Annotated in this window: 24 protein-coding genes; 19 read left to right on the forward strand and 5 right to left on the reverse strand. The window is 39.4% G+C overall.

Annotated features, from left to right (window positions below):
• Nucleotides 1–674, forward strand: a 674-nt coding sequence (locus HMPREF0083_RS22015; RefSeq protein WP_021624052.1) for a hypothetical protein, incomplete at its 5' end; no start/stop codon positions are given.
• 485 nt (nucleotides 675–1,159) lie between these two features.
• Here HMPREF0083_RS22015 and HMPREF0083_RS22020 read toward each other — a convergent pair.
• The 5 genes from HMPREF0083_RS22020 to HMPREF0083_RS22035 all read right to left on the reverse strand — a co-directional run bounded on the left by HMPREF0083_RS22020 (nucleotide 1,160) and on the right by HMPREF0083_RS22035 (nucleotide 4,777).
• Nucleotides 1,160–1,897 (reverse strand): LytR/AlgR family response regulator transcription factor, encoded by a 738-nt coding sequence (locus tag HMPREF0083_RS22020; protein WP_021624054.1) that lies wholly within the window; start codon nucleotides 1,895–1,897, stop codon nucleotides 1,160–1,162.
• 12 nt (nucleotides 1,898–1,909) lie between these two features.
• Nucleotides 1,910–2,026, reverse strand: coding sequence for a cyclic lactone autoinducer peptide (locus HMPREF0083_RS27545; protein WP_081696155.1), 117 nt, complete (start codon nucleotides 2,024–2,026; stop codon nucleotides 1,910–1,912).
• Nucleotides 2,027–2,031: 5 nt separating this feature from the next.
• On the reverse strand, nucleotides 2,032–2,592 hold the full coding sequence (locus HMPREF0083_RS22025; RefSeq protein ID WP_021624055.1) for an accessory gene regulator ArgB-like protein: 561 nt from the start codon (nucleotides 2,590–2,592) through the stop codon (nucleotides 2,032–2,034).
• Between the two features lie 2 nt (nucleotides 2,593–2,594).
• On the reverse strand, nucleotides 2,595–3,659 hold the full coding sequence (locus tag HMPREF0083_RS22030) for a hypothetical protein (protein ID WP_167331597.1): 1,065 nt from the start codon (nucleotides 3,657–3,659) through the stop codon (nucleotides 2,595–2,597).
• 794 nt (nucleotides 3,660–4,453) lie between these two features.
• Entirely contained in the window at nucleotides 4,454–4,777 is a 324-nt protein-coding gene (locus tag HMPREF0083_RS22035; protein WP_021624057.1) for a helix-turn-helix domain-containing protein, read from the reverse strand.
• Nucleotides 4,778–4,919: 142 nt separating this feature from the next.
• Between HMPREF0083_RS22035 and HMPREF0083_RS22040 the strand changes: the two genes are divergently transcribed.
• The 18 genes from HMPREF0083_RS22040 to HMPREF0083_RS28855 form a co-directional block, all read left to right on the forward strand.
• Nucleotides 4,920–5,138 carry a helix-turn-helix domain-containing protein gene (locus HMPREF0083_RS22040; RefSeq protein ID WP_051354758.1) on the forward strand — a complete coding sequence of 73 codons (219 nt, stop codon included), beginning with the start codon at nucleotides 4,920–4,922 and terminating at the stop codon, nucleotides 5,136–5,138.
• A 227-nt stretch (nucleotides 5,139–5,365) separates the two neighbouring features.
• On the forward strand, nucleotides 5,366–6,091 hold the full coding sequence (locus HMPREF0083_RS22045; RefSeq protein WP_021624059.1) for an ArpU family phage packaging/lysis transcriptional regulator: 726 nt from the start codon (nucleotides 5,366–5,368) through the stop codon (nucleotides 6,089–6,091).
• Nucleotides 6,075–6,272 (forward strand): hypothetical protein, encoded by a 198-nt coding sequence (locus HMPREF0083_RS22050; protein ID WP_040304453.1) that lies wholly within the window; start codon nucleotides 6,075–6,077, stop codon nucleotides 6,270–6,272. The genes HMPREF0083_RS22045 and HMPREF0083_RS22050 overlap by 17 nt, the downstream gene beginning before the upstream one ends.
• A complete protein-coding gene (locus HMPREF0083_RS26635; RefSeq protein ID WP_021624061.1) occupies nucleotides 6,269–7,666 on the forward strand; it encodes a 5'-3' exonuclease in 1,398 nt (465 codons plus the stop codon). The genes HMPREF0083_RS22050 and HMPREF0083_RS26635 overlap by 4 nt, the downstream gene beginning before the upstream one ends.
• Complete coding sequence (locus HMPREF0083_RS28395; protein ID WP_167331598.1) at nucleotides 7,650–7,796, forward strand: hypothetical protein; 147 nt, start codon at nucleotides 7,650–7,652, stop codon at nucleotides 7,794–7,796. Before HMPREF0083_RS26635 ends, HMPREF0083_RS28395 begins: the two co-directional genes overlap by 17 nt.
• Before the next feature lie 182 nt (nucleotides 7,797–7,978).
• Nucleotides 7,979–8,239, forward strand: coding sequence for a hypothetical protein (locus HMPREF0083_RS22060; protein ID WP_021624064.1), 261 nt, complete (start codon nucleotides 7,979–7,981; stop codon nucleotides 8,237–8,239).
• Nucleotides 8,240–8,420: 181 nt separating this feature from the next.
• Complete coding sequence (locus tag HMPREF0083_RS27550; RefSeq protein ID WP_148316040.1) at nucleotides 8,421–8,579, forward strand: aspartyl-phosphate phosphatase Spo0E family protein; 159 nt, start codon at nucleotides 8,421–8,423, stop codon at nucleotides 8,577–8,579.
• A gap of 53 nt (nucleotides 8,580–8,632) precedes the next feature.
• Entirely contained in the window at nucleotides 8,633–9,064 is a 432-nt protein-coding gene (locus HMPREF0083_RS22065) for a hypothetical protein (protein ID WP_021624066.1), read from the forward strand.
• 34 nt (nucleotides 9,065–9,098) lie between these two features.
• Entirely contained in the window at nucleotides 9,099–9,224 is a 126-nt protein-coding gene (locus HMPREF0083_RS29855) for a hypothetical protein (protein ID WP_262360698.1), read from the forward strand.
• A 112-nt stretch (nucleotides 9,225–9,336) separates the two neighbouring features.
• Complete coding sequence (locus HMPREF0083_RS22070) at nucleotides 9,337–9,717, forward strand: hypothetical protein (protein WP_167331599.1); 381 nt, start codon at nucleotides 9,337–9,339, stop codon at nucleotides 9,715–9,717.
• Between the two features lie 110 nt (nucleotides 9,718–9,827).
• The gene (locus HMPREF0083_RS22075) at nucleotides 9,828–10,091 is read left to right on the forward strand and encodes a hypothetical protein (protein ID WP_021624069.1); all 264 of its coding nucleotides are present in this window, start codon (nucleotides 9,828–9,830) and stop codon (nucleotides 10,089–10,091) included.
• Between the two features lie 43 nt (nucleotides 10,092–10,134).
• Nucleotides 10,135–10,398: a hypothetical protein gene (locus tag HMPREF0083_RS22080; RefSeq protein WP_021624070.1), complete on the forward strand. Its 264-nt coding sequence runs from the start codon at nucleotides 10,135–10,137 to the stop codon at nucleotides 10,396–10,398.
• A gap of 54 nt (nucleotides 10,399–10,452) precedes the next feature.
• Nucleotides 10,453–10,641, forward strand: coding sequence for a hypothetical protein (locus HMPREF0083_RS22085; RefSeq protein ID WP_021624071.1), 189 nt, complete (start codon nucleotides 10,453–10,455; stop codon nucleotides 10,639–10,641).
• Nucleotides 10,642–10,682: 41 nt separating this feature from the next.
• A complete protein-coding gene (locus HMPREF0083_RS22090; RefSeq protein WP_021624072.1) occupies nucleotides 10,683–10,994 on the forward strand; it encodes a hypothetical protein in 312 nt (103 codons plus the stop codon).
• A gap of 432 nt (nucleotides 10,995–11,426) precedes the next feature.
• Nucleotides 11,427–11,621, forward strand: a complete 195-nt coding sequence (locus tag HMPREF0083_RS28405) for a hypothetical protein (protein ID WP_148316042.1) — start codon at nucleotides 11,427–11,429, stop codon at nucleotides 11,619–11,621.
• Between the two features lie 123 nt (nucleotides 11,622–11,744).
• Nucleotides 11,745–12,074, forward strand: a complete 330-nt coding sequence (locus tag HMPREF0083_RS22100; protein ID WP_021624075.1) for a hypothetical protein — start codon at nucleotides 11,745–11,747, stop codon at nucleotides 12,072–12,074.
• Nucleotides 12,075–12,204: 130 nt separating this feature from the next.
• Entirely contained in the window at nucleotides 12,205–12,888 is a 684-nt protein-coding gene (locus tag HMPREF0083_RS22105; protein ID WP_021624076.1) for a DUF2786 domain-containing protein, read from the forward strand.
• Nucleotides 12,889–13,014: 126 nt separating this feature from the next.
• Nucleotides 13,015–13,483: hypothetical protein (locus tag HMPREF0083_RS28855; protein WP_021624077.1), on the forward strand; the 469-nt coding region annotated here is incomplete at its 3' end.

The following is a 13,483-nucleotide window of genomic DNA, read 5'->3' on the forward strand; positions in this document are numbered from 1 at the left end:
TCTATACGAAAAAAGAGCTGAAAGCGGCGCTGGAAGGAGCAGCGACGTTTTTAAGGTTGGAAATCACTACGGTACGTGGCATTGAGAAAGTCACTGTATATGGGCTACAGGAGGAGTATGCCCACCAACTGGCACTTGAAAATGTAGGGGAGTACGAATGGCTGGATGAGCAGCTGGTGAAGCTCGATGTCGAAGACCTGGTACCAAAAGCAGCACGCCGGGATTTACTCAAAATGAAAAGTGAGTACATTAACCGGTTTGCCGAAGCGGGCAAAGAAATGTTTGTCCAAGCACTTGAAAAGTTGGCTAACTCCTACAAACTTTTGTATAAAGAGCTAACAAAAGAAGGGGAGATCGGTCGCTATTTCCGTAGCATCTTGGACGAGTTGGTAGAGAAGGCGTTGCCGTTTCTCCAGAAGCAGCTTATGGCGGCTAAAAATGCCCTGTCAACGACGCAGTTCCTGCCAGTAAAGCAAGATACGCCAGAAGCTTCTACAGCCGAACAGTGGGCTTCCTGGTTCCGTAGAAGGGTAGAGCAGCTGCAGCTGGCGATCGGATGGATCACCCATAAGCAAAAGCAACCGGCTGTTTTGCCCGGCACAGGCCAAGTCCTACCAACTATAGACGAATTCCCTTTCTATAATTGGCTGGAAGCCGATGATGCGGGCGAATAGTCGAATCATACATAACCCAATTTTATACTTATCCTGACCACCGACGGATTTCCTATGGAATCGGCCGGTTTTTGGCGTGTCTTTTTTCTTTAAATTTAATATCCGGCGGAGCAGATCATCCAGTAATGAGAAAAAGACCTGGTATCAATCGATAAATGAGCATAGCTGCAGTTATATAAAGTTACAAGAATATACTATTTTACCTTTATTAGTATTATTTTTTCTGTGGATTCTAGTTAAAGTGGCTGTGAATTATATTTTATATCATGTGAAAAATGGATATATGCATGTGATTTCCTGTTTTTACGATGTGTTTTCTGTTTGGGTGAGGGCTGGAAGGCTTGAGCCTCAAGGGATTGCGGCGTTCATAAAATTCCCTAATGGGTTTTAAAGAACTGGGGTTAAAGAATAGGGAGTTATTATGAGTCTATGATTCTCCATCTCTCTTTATACATAAAAAAGCCATGTAAATGTACATGACTCACTCACAAAATACTAAATTTTCGCCATAGGTTCCGGACATCAAGCTGTTTTTCATCCGTGACTTGAGCTACATGATTTGTGTCTCGAAAGTGAATTTTATTTCCCTCAATATAGTGAATTTTTTTTACATTAACGAGGAATGCACGATGAGAGTAAAAGAAACTCGTATGTTGTAAATACTTTTCGTATAGCTTCAATGGTATTTTTGTTTTTAATACGCCATCAAGCGTATGAACTTTGACAATTTTGGATTCTGCTTCAAAAAAAAGGATGTCACTTGGCATAAGCATACGAATCTCTTGATCATGGATAGGAACATATAGGCCCCCATTTCTACTAAAGTGCGAATAGGATAGATAGGCATGAAGTTTCTCAAAAGCTTTTTGGATGCGATAAGGTGTATATGGCTTCTCGACAACATCAAGAATCCCTAAATCATATGTACGATTTGCGTCAAGTTTTTCTCCTGTAATGAGAACGGCTGGAAGTGTATGCCCCCTTTGCTGGAGAATCATATACGCATCCAATCCAGTCATTCGTCCATCCAACTGATAATCAATGAAAAGGGCAGAGATTTCCGGATTGGCAAGAACGACCTGGATTAATTCTTCACCGTTCGTAGCCGTCTCAACCGAGTGTACAAACTCACGATTGCGGAGCATGTCTGCCAAAAATTCACGTTGATATATATCGTCTTCGCATATGAGAATGTTCATTGGAAAATCACTGCACCTTTCCATGGAAACCTCCTACTATTTCAGTTCTTCCGGTACTGTTGGCGCGTGAAAAAACGAAAGTGAGTATGGTGTAATGATGAAAGCAGCCAATACAGTCAACGAAGAAGCAATTCCATAAAAAAATTTAGTCATGATGTTCACCCCCTCTCAAGTAAACGGTTTATCGTATGGATTATTGAGACTCCCCATGGAGTGACCGTTAATGATTGGAGGAAAAGGCCAAAGGAAAAAGTATTACTATTTTGACTATACGTAAGTAAAAATCCGAACGCAATACATAAAAACGCTAAACATTGATATTTCTTCCGGTACTGTAGCGCCCTTGATGATTGATGTGGTTCTAAATAGTAGGGCTTCCATACCAAGATCACTAAACAAGCTGCTATACAAAAATAGGCCATTACCTGGGTAACAGGTATAAAGCTTGTCACTATAAAAAAAACGGTTGATACAATAGCGCAGCTCCATCCCGTACTAAGGTGTGCCCCTCCTGTAAATAAACGTAGAATACCAAATGCCATGGCCATGGTTAAAACTGTTTCCACTTTCCCTAGAAGTGCAGCTACCAGGAAGAGAAGGGCAAGTGTGACAAGGGTATTCAGGATTCCTTCTAATGCAAATTTTAATACGGCAACAGAAGAAGGGTGGTCCGATTTTTGTTTAATAATAATGGCCATCTTTTCTGCTATTTTTTCCATCTTCAATACCTCGGAAATGTAATTGTCACCTTTGTATGTTTGATTGTTTCGTTTCTAGAAATAGATGTCTTCCCCCCATATGTCCCGATGTTTGGAGACAATAGGGGTTCGTATAGCATGTCGCAGTGAACTTCAAAACTAATTTCTTCACTGGTCGATTTGATAGAAAGGATAAGAGTTTTTACATCCTCTTGTTTAAGGGCATCAACAGTAGAGTTGAGAAGCTCCTTCAGTATCCGAATTAACTGATACGCGCTAATAGAAGCCGGGGTGTAATAGTGACCTTCACACTTAATTAATAATGCGATCCCAAACGATTGCATAATATGTCGTTCTTTTTGCAGAAAGGCCTGTAAAATTGGCTCATGAATCTCGATAGACGATTGGATAAAGGTTCGCTCCTCCAATAAGTGCTCAAGATAAACGAGGATAGATTCTTTACTTTGAAACATTGTTAATTGTCGGATCGTCTCCATCTGAGAACGGAAGTCCTTGGTAATTGAGATGATTTCATCCGAATGGCTACGTAAGTTTTCCAGCACCATTTTCTCTTCCTCAAGCTTTTCTTGCCTCTGCATGATTTTTACATTGCGCAAAATCAGAAAGAACATGAGAAACAGACCGATAATGCCGAGAAACAGAACAGGGTAGATATATGTTTTATCGTCGGGCACAAAAAAGACGGTAATCGTTTGGCACATCATGACAAGGCCAGCTACTGAAAAAGCAGCCATTAGATTTTGGGTTTGCTTACCCAGGGGTGTCTTGCCACTGGGAATATTCAGTTGCCAATTTTTACGGTACACAATCAAACTGCATAGTAGCATGATGACGGAAGTCATTCCTGGAATTACGAATTGGTACAGTGGGGTGGCCACTACGGTAGAAACGGATTGTTTTGAGATCAACATCAGCGTACCGACCATCAATGCCGTAATGGTCGTGTGTAAGATATAGCCGGTTGCTGTGATTACAATCGCAGTTATGTAATTTCGAGTGTAAAAATAGAGAATAAGCAAAACAAAAATAACGAGTACAAATACAGAATAGGAATTATTCAGAAACATACGAACTACGAAAGAAACAAGAACGATAGAGAAAGCAATTCCAGTTATATGAAATATTCTTTCCCGAATAGGAAACCGGAACAGAATGAGTGGAAAGAGTAAAAAAGAAATCTCTTCAATGAAAAATAGTAGGGCGTGTACAAGTATTAGGTCCATATGTTTATGCGAATCGCAGCATTGAATGGGCGTTTCGGCATCTCCTTTTCATAATTTTTGGTAGCTCTTATGAAAAATGTAATGGTTATTTCAGAAAATATCAACTTATGACGGCAGGCGAAAAAAAACCTATAAAAATGAATAGGTATTCATTTGGGATGAAAAAATGAGATGTATCAATGGATAGAAAGAATGAATAGTATTCATTACGTATGAAACGGTGTTCATCTGCGACGAAAAATGTTTGACGGTATTTGGAAATGAGGGGTACATTAGACTTACACTTACATAATATAGGAATTTAAGAGGGAAGAAGGGGTTTAGTAAATTTAATGTCACTCAGGATATCTAGACTAGATCATTATGTATCTAATTGCTCATGTCATTGACAAAAAGAAGGGAAGTGGCTTAGAATTTTTGTAGAACCTACGTTCTTATTTTGTTCCGCATGGAATTTTTCGGAAGTGATAATCCGTTAATACTTCCCTTTGTTCATTAATCCAAGGGGTTAATTACCTCACAAGTTGATAGTAAAGGAATTAAAAAGTTAGATGGGTTTAAATTCATAGTTTAAGGGTTTTGCTGATAGTGATTTATACTGTTTTTAAATAAATTAAATGACAAAATTAAAGTAAAACCTATCTCCATGAATTAAGTTGTTCAATAAATTCATTGAATTTGTTGATTAATTCATTAAAACGAATTAGGTCTTTTTTATTTAATTTTTTTGAAATTGATATTAGTTTTATTATCTCGGGAGATAACTCCTCATCATCTAATAAATCTCTTATATTAATTTCAAGTGCATTACATAACTGTTCAAGGGTTGCTATGCTGGGAGAAGTTTTATTAAGTTCAATACGACTGATAGTAGACTGACTAACACCCGACAAAAGTTCTAGTGCCTCTCCTGATAACCCTTTATGAATCCGTATTTGTTTCAGTCGATTTCCAATATCCATATTCACCTTCAACTAGTTATCCATTTTTGGATATCATTCTATCATGCAGAAGTATTGTTAATTCTGATTATGAATATTAGAACAAAAAAACTTGTTTTTTATTCAATTTTGAGTAGAATATAAATAAAGTGAGGTGATACCATTGATTGGAAAGAGAATTAGAGGATTACGCGAACGAAAAAATTGGTCACAAAAGGAGCTGGAGTCAAGATCAGGGGTACCTCAAACAACAATTAGTAGACTAGAAAATGACAACAGCAAAAATGGGGCTTCTCTAAATCATCTTCAAAAGCTTGCTGATGCTTTTGGTATAACATTAAATCAATTGCTTGAGGATGAAGAAGAACCAAAAATTGCTTGATAGTATAGGAAACAAAAAAAAGAACTCATCAGTTTTGGCGAACTGATGAGTTCAGGGGCCAGATATACTGACACCCACCTATCCTCAGTATATTTGTTCCCCACCTATAAAATCAATAGAAATCAAGCTATTTCACCACTTTTTCAAACCATTCACCTATGAACTTTCACCTTAGACTATTTCAAAATTCCCTATCTATTAAAAAATGAATAAGGAGTAGTATGTCCATGGGCAAATCATTCGTAGTTACGCCCGAGAATATCGAGTTATATCCTCCGGACATGCTGGTTAAACGATATCACTCTATTACCCGTACAATGCGAAAAAAGGAAGAGATTTATTGTACTTCAGAGCTTGGACAAGGATACGAACTACTAAAAGAAGAGAGCGATCTTATTCATTCGTACTTAGTTAGTCAGCAATTAGATCATCTTATTGCTGAACAGATTCGCTTTCCAGGAATGGATAAACCAGCTCCTGAAACGTATGTTGCCCTTGTAGAAAGAAAACTCCGAGATCACTATACCCATTTACAACATATTAAAGAGTTAGAGCAGAAACTTAAACAAGGGGTACAAATTATTATTCCGAGTGCTAGTTGTGTTGCAAGTTACGGGGGAGTAGGTGGTGGACGTAGTAATCAGAGCATGTCTGAGCGATTGATCATTCGGGCAGATCAGATCGAAGAGCAGTGGAAAATCGAGTTAGAAGATTGGCATATTCAATGCGAACCGATGTATAGGGCATTAGAACAACTGGATGAAGAGCAGAGGCTCGTTATTGAAAAAAAGTATTTTTCTAGTAAAAAGCCTTTATCAGATATACACGTAATTCCATTGGTGCCATTTGAACATAGAAAATTCTATAAGGTAAAAGGAGCAGCTCTTCTTCGTTTAGCTGAATCGCTACGTATTATTAAACCAGGGAGGATAGAAATTGAGCTATATGATTGAAACCTTGGAACGTCAAGGAAACCAAATGATGCAGGTTGTTATCGTAACTGGTCCAAATGAACGCTGGGAGGATATCGTAGATTCCCTAGAAGGACACGAGCAGGTGTCCCCGGTTGGCTGCATATTAGCCAATCCGGGGCCTCGATGGAGTAGAGCCGGACGTAAGAGGAAAAGTAGATGAAAAATACATGCCATGTACTTTTTTCGAATCCGGAGTCCCAGCGTTGCAACATTCGAAACGTTATTTTTGGTATTGAAAGTCTATTGTCCCAATTAAAAAGAAAAGACCCGAACGCAGCCATCGAAAAAATCGTTTTAGGGAACGATTTTCAGCTGCAGCTCAAGGTCTCAGAAAAAATCACTGGAGTTAATTATAACGGATTAACGGAAGCCAAACAAGAGGGGCTAATAGCTACTTGCCTGTTAACGGAAAACAGTAGTGTAGCCTTTGTGATTCAACAATTAAGAGGGCTTATTCGGAAGCTCTCCCCTTGGTTATTACAAAAGGGCTGGTACCCGGTCAAGAGTATTACGTTTCAAGATGGTGTACTTTCTATCGAACGGACCGAGCACATTATGACGATAGAGAAATTACGAAAGATTAAGTTTCCTGGTCAGTCTGCATACAAGCTCCTATTAATAGATGCTTCCAGTATGCTTTGTGAGGGCTATTTTGCTACTACCAAAAACGACACCGAGGTACAACCTAATGCAGCTGGTTTTTATACCAATGGCGTGTATGCCATGACTAGAAAACTGCTTTGGTTGTTACGTGATCATCAGCCCACCCATCTAGGGATGTGTTGGGATGTTAGTAGGGAGTCGCTCTTTAGGCGTAAGCTGTATCCGGATTATAAAGGTTTACGGGATGAGAAACCTGTAGCTTTACAAGAACAATTTGGGACAGCACAGATACTTTTTGAAAGAATGGGAATCCCTCAACTGAGGGTGGAAGGGTATGAGGCAGACGATTTAGTTGGCACATTGTCTTATCGTTGGACAGAAGAGGTAGGCGATCCCTGCTATATCGTTTCATCCGATCATGATTTATATCAGTTACTGAACGAGAGCGTTTCGATTCTACAGAACAAAAGAGAACAGCAGAAAATGTTATATACAAAAGCTGATTTTATGAAAGAATTTTCGATTGAACCCCGACAATGGATCGATGTCAAATCACTCCTGGGCGAATCCGGTAAGAACTCAGATAATATTCCAGGGGTGAAGGGTGTAGGGGAAGAAGGTGCCTTTCCACTTATCCGGAAATACGGTTCGATCGAGGAGTTGTACAATTGCATTCATGAATTAGAAGGAACGCCACTAAAACGATACATTAAGCCGTTGCTTCGTGATCATGAACTTGCAGTTTTAAGTAAAAAGTTGGTACGCATTGTGATAGATGTCCCTGATTTACAACACCTACAGTTAGATGATCTAAGGATCAAAATTGATAAGGCAGCCATGATTAAAGAATTTACGGCATTAGGCTTTCACACCATCCTATCTGAAATTAAAGAGGGACGGTACAGGACTTCGGATCATAGGGAGGGAACCAGTGTTGAAAAAATTTCATGAAACAAGTCAAGATGCACAAATCGCATGGCAGAGGGAAGTTATTATGAGCGAATATAAAGAGCTACTGGAACAAAAAGCTGCATTGGCCTCATTAGCTGAAGCTCGGAGAAGGGAGCGTAAGTGGACATGATGATACCGAGCACATCCGAATTACTGGCCGTGGCGCAGGAAGATGGAATGACTTGGCCCATCTTTGCAGCCCGGTTCGGTGTAAGCCAAAGTACAGTACGGAAATGGTGCCGGTCTTGCGGAATTCGGTATCTAGGTAATGGGAAAACACGGAGTCATCATAGCAGACAAAGGGTGTAGTTTATGACCCAAATGACGATCGATGATTTGTTTGAGGAAAATGAGATAGAACCAGTACACCGAGAAATTATATTTTCACCAGGAGAATTAGCATCACAAGGCATCAAATGGACGAACAAAGACGCCGAGAGATGGGAAAAACAAGTTTGGCAGGTATACCACCGTGAACGCAGGGAACATGGGAAATTTATTACTTGGTTCCAGGCGATTGAAATATACAAGAGTGAACGATATAGCTTTCCTAAAAGTGGGGGGAAGAAATGATTCGAAGTGTGAGAATCGAAAGGGAAGGTCGGTATGAAGTTTATATACCAGCCAGTCGAAATAATGGTCCATTGCTTTTAGCCCGAACACACGATTTTGACCATGCATTGTATATCCATTTTTGTAATCAAAATTCCTTGTTAACAGATGCTCGAATATGAAAAAAAAGGAGTCTATTGATATGAGTCTTGTACTTGAGATAGAGGAAAAACGCTCTAAAATGCTAGAGGTGGCTAGGCAGAAAGGTTTTAATCTACAACATCCAGATGTTCTCCTGGCTAGTCAAGAACTAGATAGGTTAATCGAAAGGCAAATGAGACGTATGCGTAAAGGTCATTAAGTGCCTGGGAGCTGTTATAACTACATCTTCCAGAGATTTTTAAGCGGGGAGCCATGATGGGAAAGAGAATAATAGTCTTGTTTCTGATAATTGCACTGCCTGGATGTATCGCTTATCTCCTTAAGGGTGCTGATAGCATTAAAAATTTTTATTCGGAACAAGAATATAAAACAGAATTTACGGTAGAAAAGATTAAACATGTAGAAATGACTCCTCCATCTGGATTAGGAATTGATATGAGAAGTGGGGGGGGAACAATGGGGAACATTAACATTTCTAATGGGCAGTATATCCCTGTTCCGGTTCCTATAGATTATGGCACCCCTGAACAGTTCCTAGTTTACTTAAAGCATCAAAATGAGACCTATACGTTGGATTCAAAAGAGGTATATGAAAAAGCAAAAGGGGGACAGAAAACATTTCAATTAAAGTTAGTGAAAGTATACCTGGGAAAAAATCTAATCCATGTATATGTGTCTGAGTGAATATAGCGTCATAACAAAAACGGGGGTGATTTTTATGTTTACGATAGATGAAAAAAAGTGGCTTGCACTGGTTTTGCGCGACACATTCCAAGATGGGGCTGATGTGGCAGATGAAAATATTCAGTTGTATGAATCTATCATGAGTAAACTAGAAGATTAATATCATACTTTGACGATATTACGAAAGGTACGTGAACGGCATGAAAGACCTTATCGTATCTATAAGGCGGACTACACAGCTGTATAGGCCACCGGCTAGAATTGGGGATGTTTTGGATGGGAAATGGTTAATAATCGGTATTCAAGATATTAACATCACATATTCAAGGCTAGAAATCACCTATGTCTGCCAGAATCTTGAACAAGATTTTGTATACCAGACAGCGACTTCTAAGGGTGATGAATTACGGGAGTTTGAATTAAGAATCAAGACAGGGAAAGAACATATCCTCAAGCGCATTGCTCTAGGGAAATTGGTTTGGTATAAGAATACAATGCCATTCCAGACAGTCGAATACACGGATGTAAACATAAAGTTCACTGATATAGTCGTGTCATTTCTAGCAAGGCCGATCAGACCGGTTGCCCGCAAGGAAGCAAAAGCGAAGCTTTTATCAGAGAAACGGAAAAAACTAAATCTGACAATACACTAAATAGACCAGTAGGTGCAGATCAGCGCGTATCCCGGGGATAAAGCGAAAAACGAGGCTTATACGTTGAATTCAAAAGAAGTATACGAAAAAGCAAAAAGAGGGCAGAAAAGATGGAAGATTTAAGGGCATTTGCTATCGGTCCAGATCGTTACACTGTGGTTGTTGGATATGACGAAAAATCAGTGGTCGAATGGTTCAAAAAAGAAGCTGGTATAAGTGAAGAAGAATTTAAAGAATACGATGTAAGCGAATATCCAATGGATAAAAAAGTTCAACTTGAAGGGTGTCCTGATAAACCTAGTTTTGTCACTACTACACGCGAATGGATGAAGGATGTAACAAAATTTCCGGCTATTGCTTTTTGGACAGAGTAATTTGTAACAGCCCATATAACGAAAATTTAAGGGAGGATTACCGATGGATCAATCTACAGTAAAAGACATTTTTCAATCGCTCAGAGAGGGGAGAATCGGAGAGGATGAAGCGATGGAAGTTGTAAGTGCTGAATTCTTTATTCTGCGTAATAAGTACATGGAATCTCAGAGAGAACTTCACGAAGCGAGGGGTCTTTTAGAACGCATAAATAATAGTAACGATGTAACCATTTGGGATGACGAATTGGAAGATGATTTCAATAAATTCATGGGAATTGGTTGTCAGTGTGGAATTTGCAAGTCATAAAAGTAGGTTCACATTACAGATTATATAACGAAAAATTGAAAGGGATAGTTATCCATGAAAAATGAAAATCATGTGGTTATTGGAACGTTAGGAAATGGGATGACGTTTAAAACAGCTGGAATTTTAAATCCGATGGTGCAAATTAGTGAATTTGGCAGTGGAATGGGGAGGTTGGAGAAAAAAATGTTACTGAAGCAACAAGAGCAGGGGAATAAGATCATCATCATTGATCCGCAGGACTAACCTTGCGTTAATCAGTATTATTGCGAAAGGGAAGAAAACAAATGCTAGATTGTAAAAAATTACGGACATTCACTCCAATTATACCAGCAGGAACGGGGCCAACATACACAAAGATCGAAGATGCTCTACTCGAAATTACACGTGATTTATATGGTATGACTGAACTCGGAAACTTCGATTACGAAGAAAAAGATGCAGAAAAATTGGCTCAGGTGCTTAAAGATACCTTGTTTGAAAGTCATGATGAATGGATAGATGGCGAGTATCCGGTTATAGGAGAGGGATACGCATTGCAAGTTAAAACAATGCAACAATGGCAGCTCGACCAAATGCCTGAGTTTAACGGATACTAAAAAGGGCCAGTCGTTTTGACTGGCCAGAAAAGAAACGTTATGAAATAAAAACGGGCGTCCCGGTCCCCACCGGAACGTCCACTAAAAAAATATAACACAATTCTATGAATGAAATATAGAACATAGCAAAGAAAAGGCGACTTAGCATAGTTCGTTTTTGAAATTTTGAAAGGAGCATAGCTATGCCCTACTATATTCAGAACATGCGAACTGGAAAATTTGTCGAGGGTTATCTGCCAAGTAGAAAATTAATAGAAACAAGTGACAGGGCAAAGGCTGTAAAATATTCATCGTTTGGACATGCTAGCGAGGTTGTGTTTTGGGTTCTTAGTCACCTGGAGAAATGGCGAATCATAAATTGCGAAACTCTAGATTCATATGTTCATGATCAGACAGCTTGGAGAATTGAAATTATAGAAAGAGAGAAGGACGATGACACATCAAGGGAATATAACAAAATTGGATTATTATAAGATGCTTGAAGATTTCAGAAAACGTGATGGTCATTCCTTAATGCTTTCCTCCTATGCAATGGGGATTGTAAGGGGAATTGTTGATATGGAATGTACAGCAGCCAAAAAGGTTACAGCAATCAAAAAAGTCGTTGAAGCATTAGAAAAAGTATAGTACCTGTCCTGATGAGAATCGGTTGGCCACCGGTCGAAACACGCATAACAACTAGAATAACAGCCAAGAGCGTGTCGGCAGAAGCCAAACTTAATTAGAGAGGAAATATAGGGGGGATTTATCTTGGAATTTAAAGATTTCTACCAAATACTAGATGAATGTGGCCAAGTGGTCGTACAAAAGGATCTCCTTATGCATTTACAGAAGGAGATCGAGCAAACTTTGGACCAATATCCATTTGCTATGTTGGAAGATAAGTCATGTTTGATGGAATTTTATTTAAAGGTTACGTTGCTAAAAAGAGCGATTGTTACTCTTAATCTTCAGGCTGGATTAATTCCCTGTAGTATGCCAAGCTGCAACAATATCGCCGATGTTTCCACTACACTTGGAGTCAGTTTCTGTAAATCCTGTAATAAAGAGCGACTAGCAGTAAGTAACTGTGGGGAATAGTATGCCTCCCCTTAGATATAAACAGGTCGTCCTAACGAGAGCCGGATGACCATTGGCCGAAACGTGCATATCTGGATAGCAATACGAGCACGTTAGCGGAAGTCACTCTAATTAGAAAGGAACTATTTTTATGGGGATAGATATCAACGAAGGTGTATTAAGAAAAATACAAAAAGCCCTCGCGCTAGCTAAAGATAACTCTTCTATTCACGAATCACAAACAGCATTATTGTTAGCTCAAAAGTTGATGCTGCAGCATGGAATATCCGCTGCTGATATAGAAAGTAAACATGCTCAATCAAAGGAGATCAGTCATAGTGGCGTAACGAAGTTTGGGCGTACCCCATGGTGGAAAAGTCAGCTTGGATTTATTATTGCTCAAAATTTTAGATGCACCATGTATATCAAAAGGGAGGGAACTAGAAACCGAGTTATGTTTCTGGGACTGAAAGAGGACGTAGAAATTGCAATTGAGGTATATCAATATGCCGAAGTCTTTTTACAATATCATGCCCAGGAGTACTGCAGAAGTATCAAAAGTCGTATAAAAACACGCACCGTATATAATCGCTATCGCAACAAATTTATGATGGGATACTTAGCAGGTTTATATAGTAAATTTCAGGAGCAGGTTAAACAAAATGATTGGGGACTTGTTTTGGTAAAAGATGAGGTTGTCTTAGCCGAGGAAGAGAGATTAAACCTAGTACCTAGAAAGTTAAAGACCCCTACATTAAGTCGAAGTAAAGATGCTTTTATGAAAGGTTATGTAAAGGGACGCCAGTTTGAATGCCCGAAGGGATTGTTACAGTAAAACAATTAATTGAAATAACCAAACTGCCCTGATGAGGACCGGTTGGCCACCGATCGAAACGCGCACACCTGGATAGCAACATGAGCGCGTCGGCAGAAGCCATAGAAAGAGAATGGAGGCACTCGTATGATTCATCGTGATTTTTGCAACCCGGAATTTACAAAAGAATACAGTGCGCTACGCATGCAATTTAACTTCCTGTTATCACGGTATACGTGTCAGGATGGGTTTGTGGCTCTTTCTATGAAAGAAATGGCAGAAAAGCTTTCTTGTTCCATACATAGTATCTATAAATTTATTCGAAAAGGGCTGAGTGAGAAGAGCCTAGCCGTTTATAACAATCAGTTATACTTATTGCGACGTGTAAACCATGAAAATTATACGGAAGGATACGTAAAACACTTCCCGTTCCTGGAGTCGGGAGCCTTCCAGGACATGAGCCTACACGCGCAACGTTTTGTTTTATACGCCCTCTGGAGTGGTGTACATACAGGGTACCACCTGAAGCGTGCGCTTTCGGACCTGTACCATTCTACGAAAGATTACGAGGGGAAACTAAACATCTATACGAAAAAAGAGCTGAAAGCGGCGCTGG

The organism is Aneurinibacillus aneurinilyticus ATCC 12856, from assembly GCF_000466385.1.
GTDB lineage: Bacteria > Bacillota > Bacilli > Aneurinibacillales > Aneurinibacillaceae > Aneurinibacillus > Aneurinibacillus aneurinilyticus.

Bases quoted from the DNA above. Each gene is read 5' to 3' on its own strand.
- HMPREF0083_RS22020 (WP_021624054.1), bottom strand. From the start codon at position 1,897: ATGGAAAGGTGCAGTGATTTTCCAATGAACATTCTCATATGCGAAGAC.
- HMPREF0083_RS27545 (WP_081696155.1), bottom strand. From the start codon at position 2,026: ATGACTAAATTTTTTTATGGAATTGCTTCTTCGTTGACTGTATTGGCT.
- HMPREF0083_RS22025 (WP_021624055.1), bottom strand. From the start codon at position 2,592: ATGGAAAAAATAGCAGAAAAGATGGCCATTATTATTAAACAAAAATCG.
- HMPREF0083_RS22030 (WP_167331597.1), bottom strand. From the start codon at position 3,659: ATGTTTCTGAATAATTCCTATTCTGTATTTGTACTCGTTATTTTTGTT.
- HMPREF0083_RS22035 (WP_021624057.1), bottom strand. From the start codon at position 4,777: ATGGATATTGGAAATCGACTGAAACAAATACGGATTCATAAAGGGTTA.
- HMPREF0083_RS22045 (WP_021624059.1), top strand. From the start codon at position 5,366: ATGGGCAAATCATTCGTAGTTACGCCCGAGAATATCGAGTTATATCCT.
- HMPREF0083_RS26635 (WP_021624061.1), top strand. From the start codon at position 6,269: ATGAAAAATACATGCCATGTACTTTTTTCGAATCCGGAGTCCCAGCGT.
- HMPREF0083_RS22060 (WP_021624064.1), top strand. From the start codon at position 7,979: ATGACCCAAATGACGATCGATGATTTGTTTGAGGAAAATGAGATAGAA.
- HMPREF0083_RS27550 (WP_148316040.1), top strand. From the start codon at position 8,421: ATGAGTCTTGTACTTGAGATAGAGGAAAAACGCTCTAAAATGCTAGAG.
- HMPREF0083_RS22065 (WP_021624066.1), top strand. From the start codon at position 8,633: ATGATGGGAAAGAGAATAATAGTCTTGTTTCTGATAATTGCACTGCCT.
- HMPREF0083_RS29855 (WP_262360698.1), top strand. From the start codon at position 9,099: ATGTTTACGATAGATGAAAAAAAGTGGCTTGCACTGGTTTTGCGCGAC.
- HMPREF0083_RS22075 (WP_021624069.1), top strand. From the start codon at position 9,828: ATGGAAGATTTAAGGGCATTTGCTATCGGTCCAGATCGTTACACTGTG.
- HMPREF0083_RS22080 (WP_021624070.1), top strand. From the start codon at position 10,135: ATGGATCAATCTACAGTAAAAGACATTTTTCAATCGCTCAGAGAGGGG.
- HMPREF0083_RS22085 (WP_021624071.1), top strand. From the start codon at position 10,453: ATGAAAAATGAAAATCATGTGGTTATTGGAACGTTAGGAAATGGGATG.
- HMPREF0083_RS22090 (WP_021624072.1), top strand. From the start codon at position 10,683: ATGCTAGATTGTAAAAAATTACGGACATTCACTCCAATTATACCAGCA.
- HMPREF0083_RS28405 (WP_148316042.1), top strand. From the start codon at position 11,427: ATGACACATCAAGGGAATATAACAAAATTGGATTATTATAAGATGCTT.
- HMPREF0083_RS22105 (WP_021624076.1), top strand. From the start codon at position 12,205: ATGGGGATAGATATCAACGAAGGTGTATTAAGAAAAATACAAAAAGCC.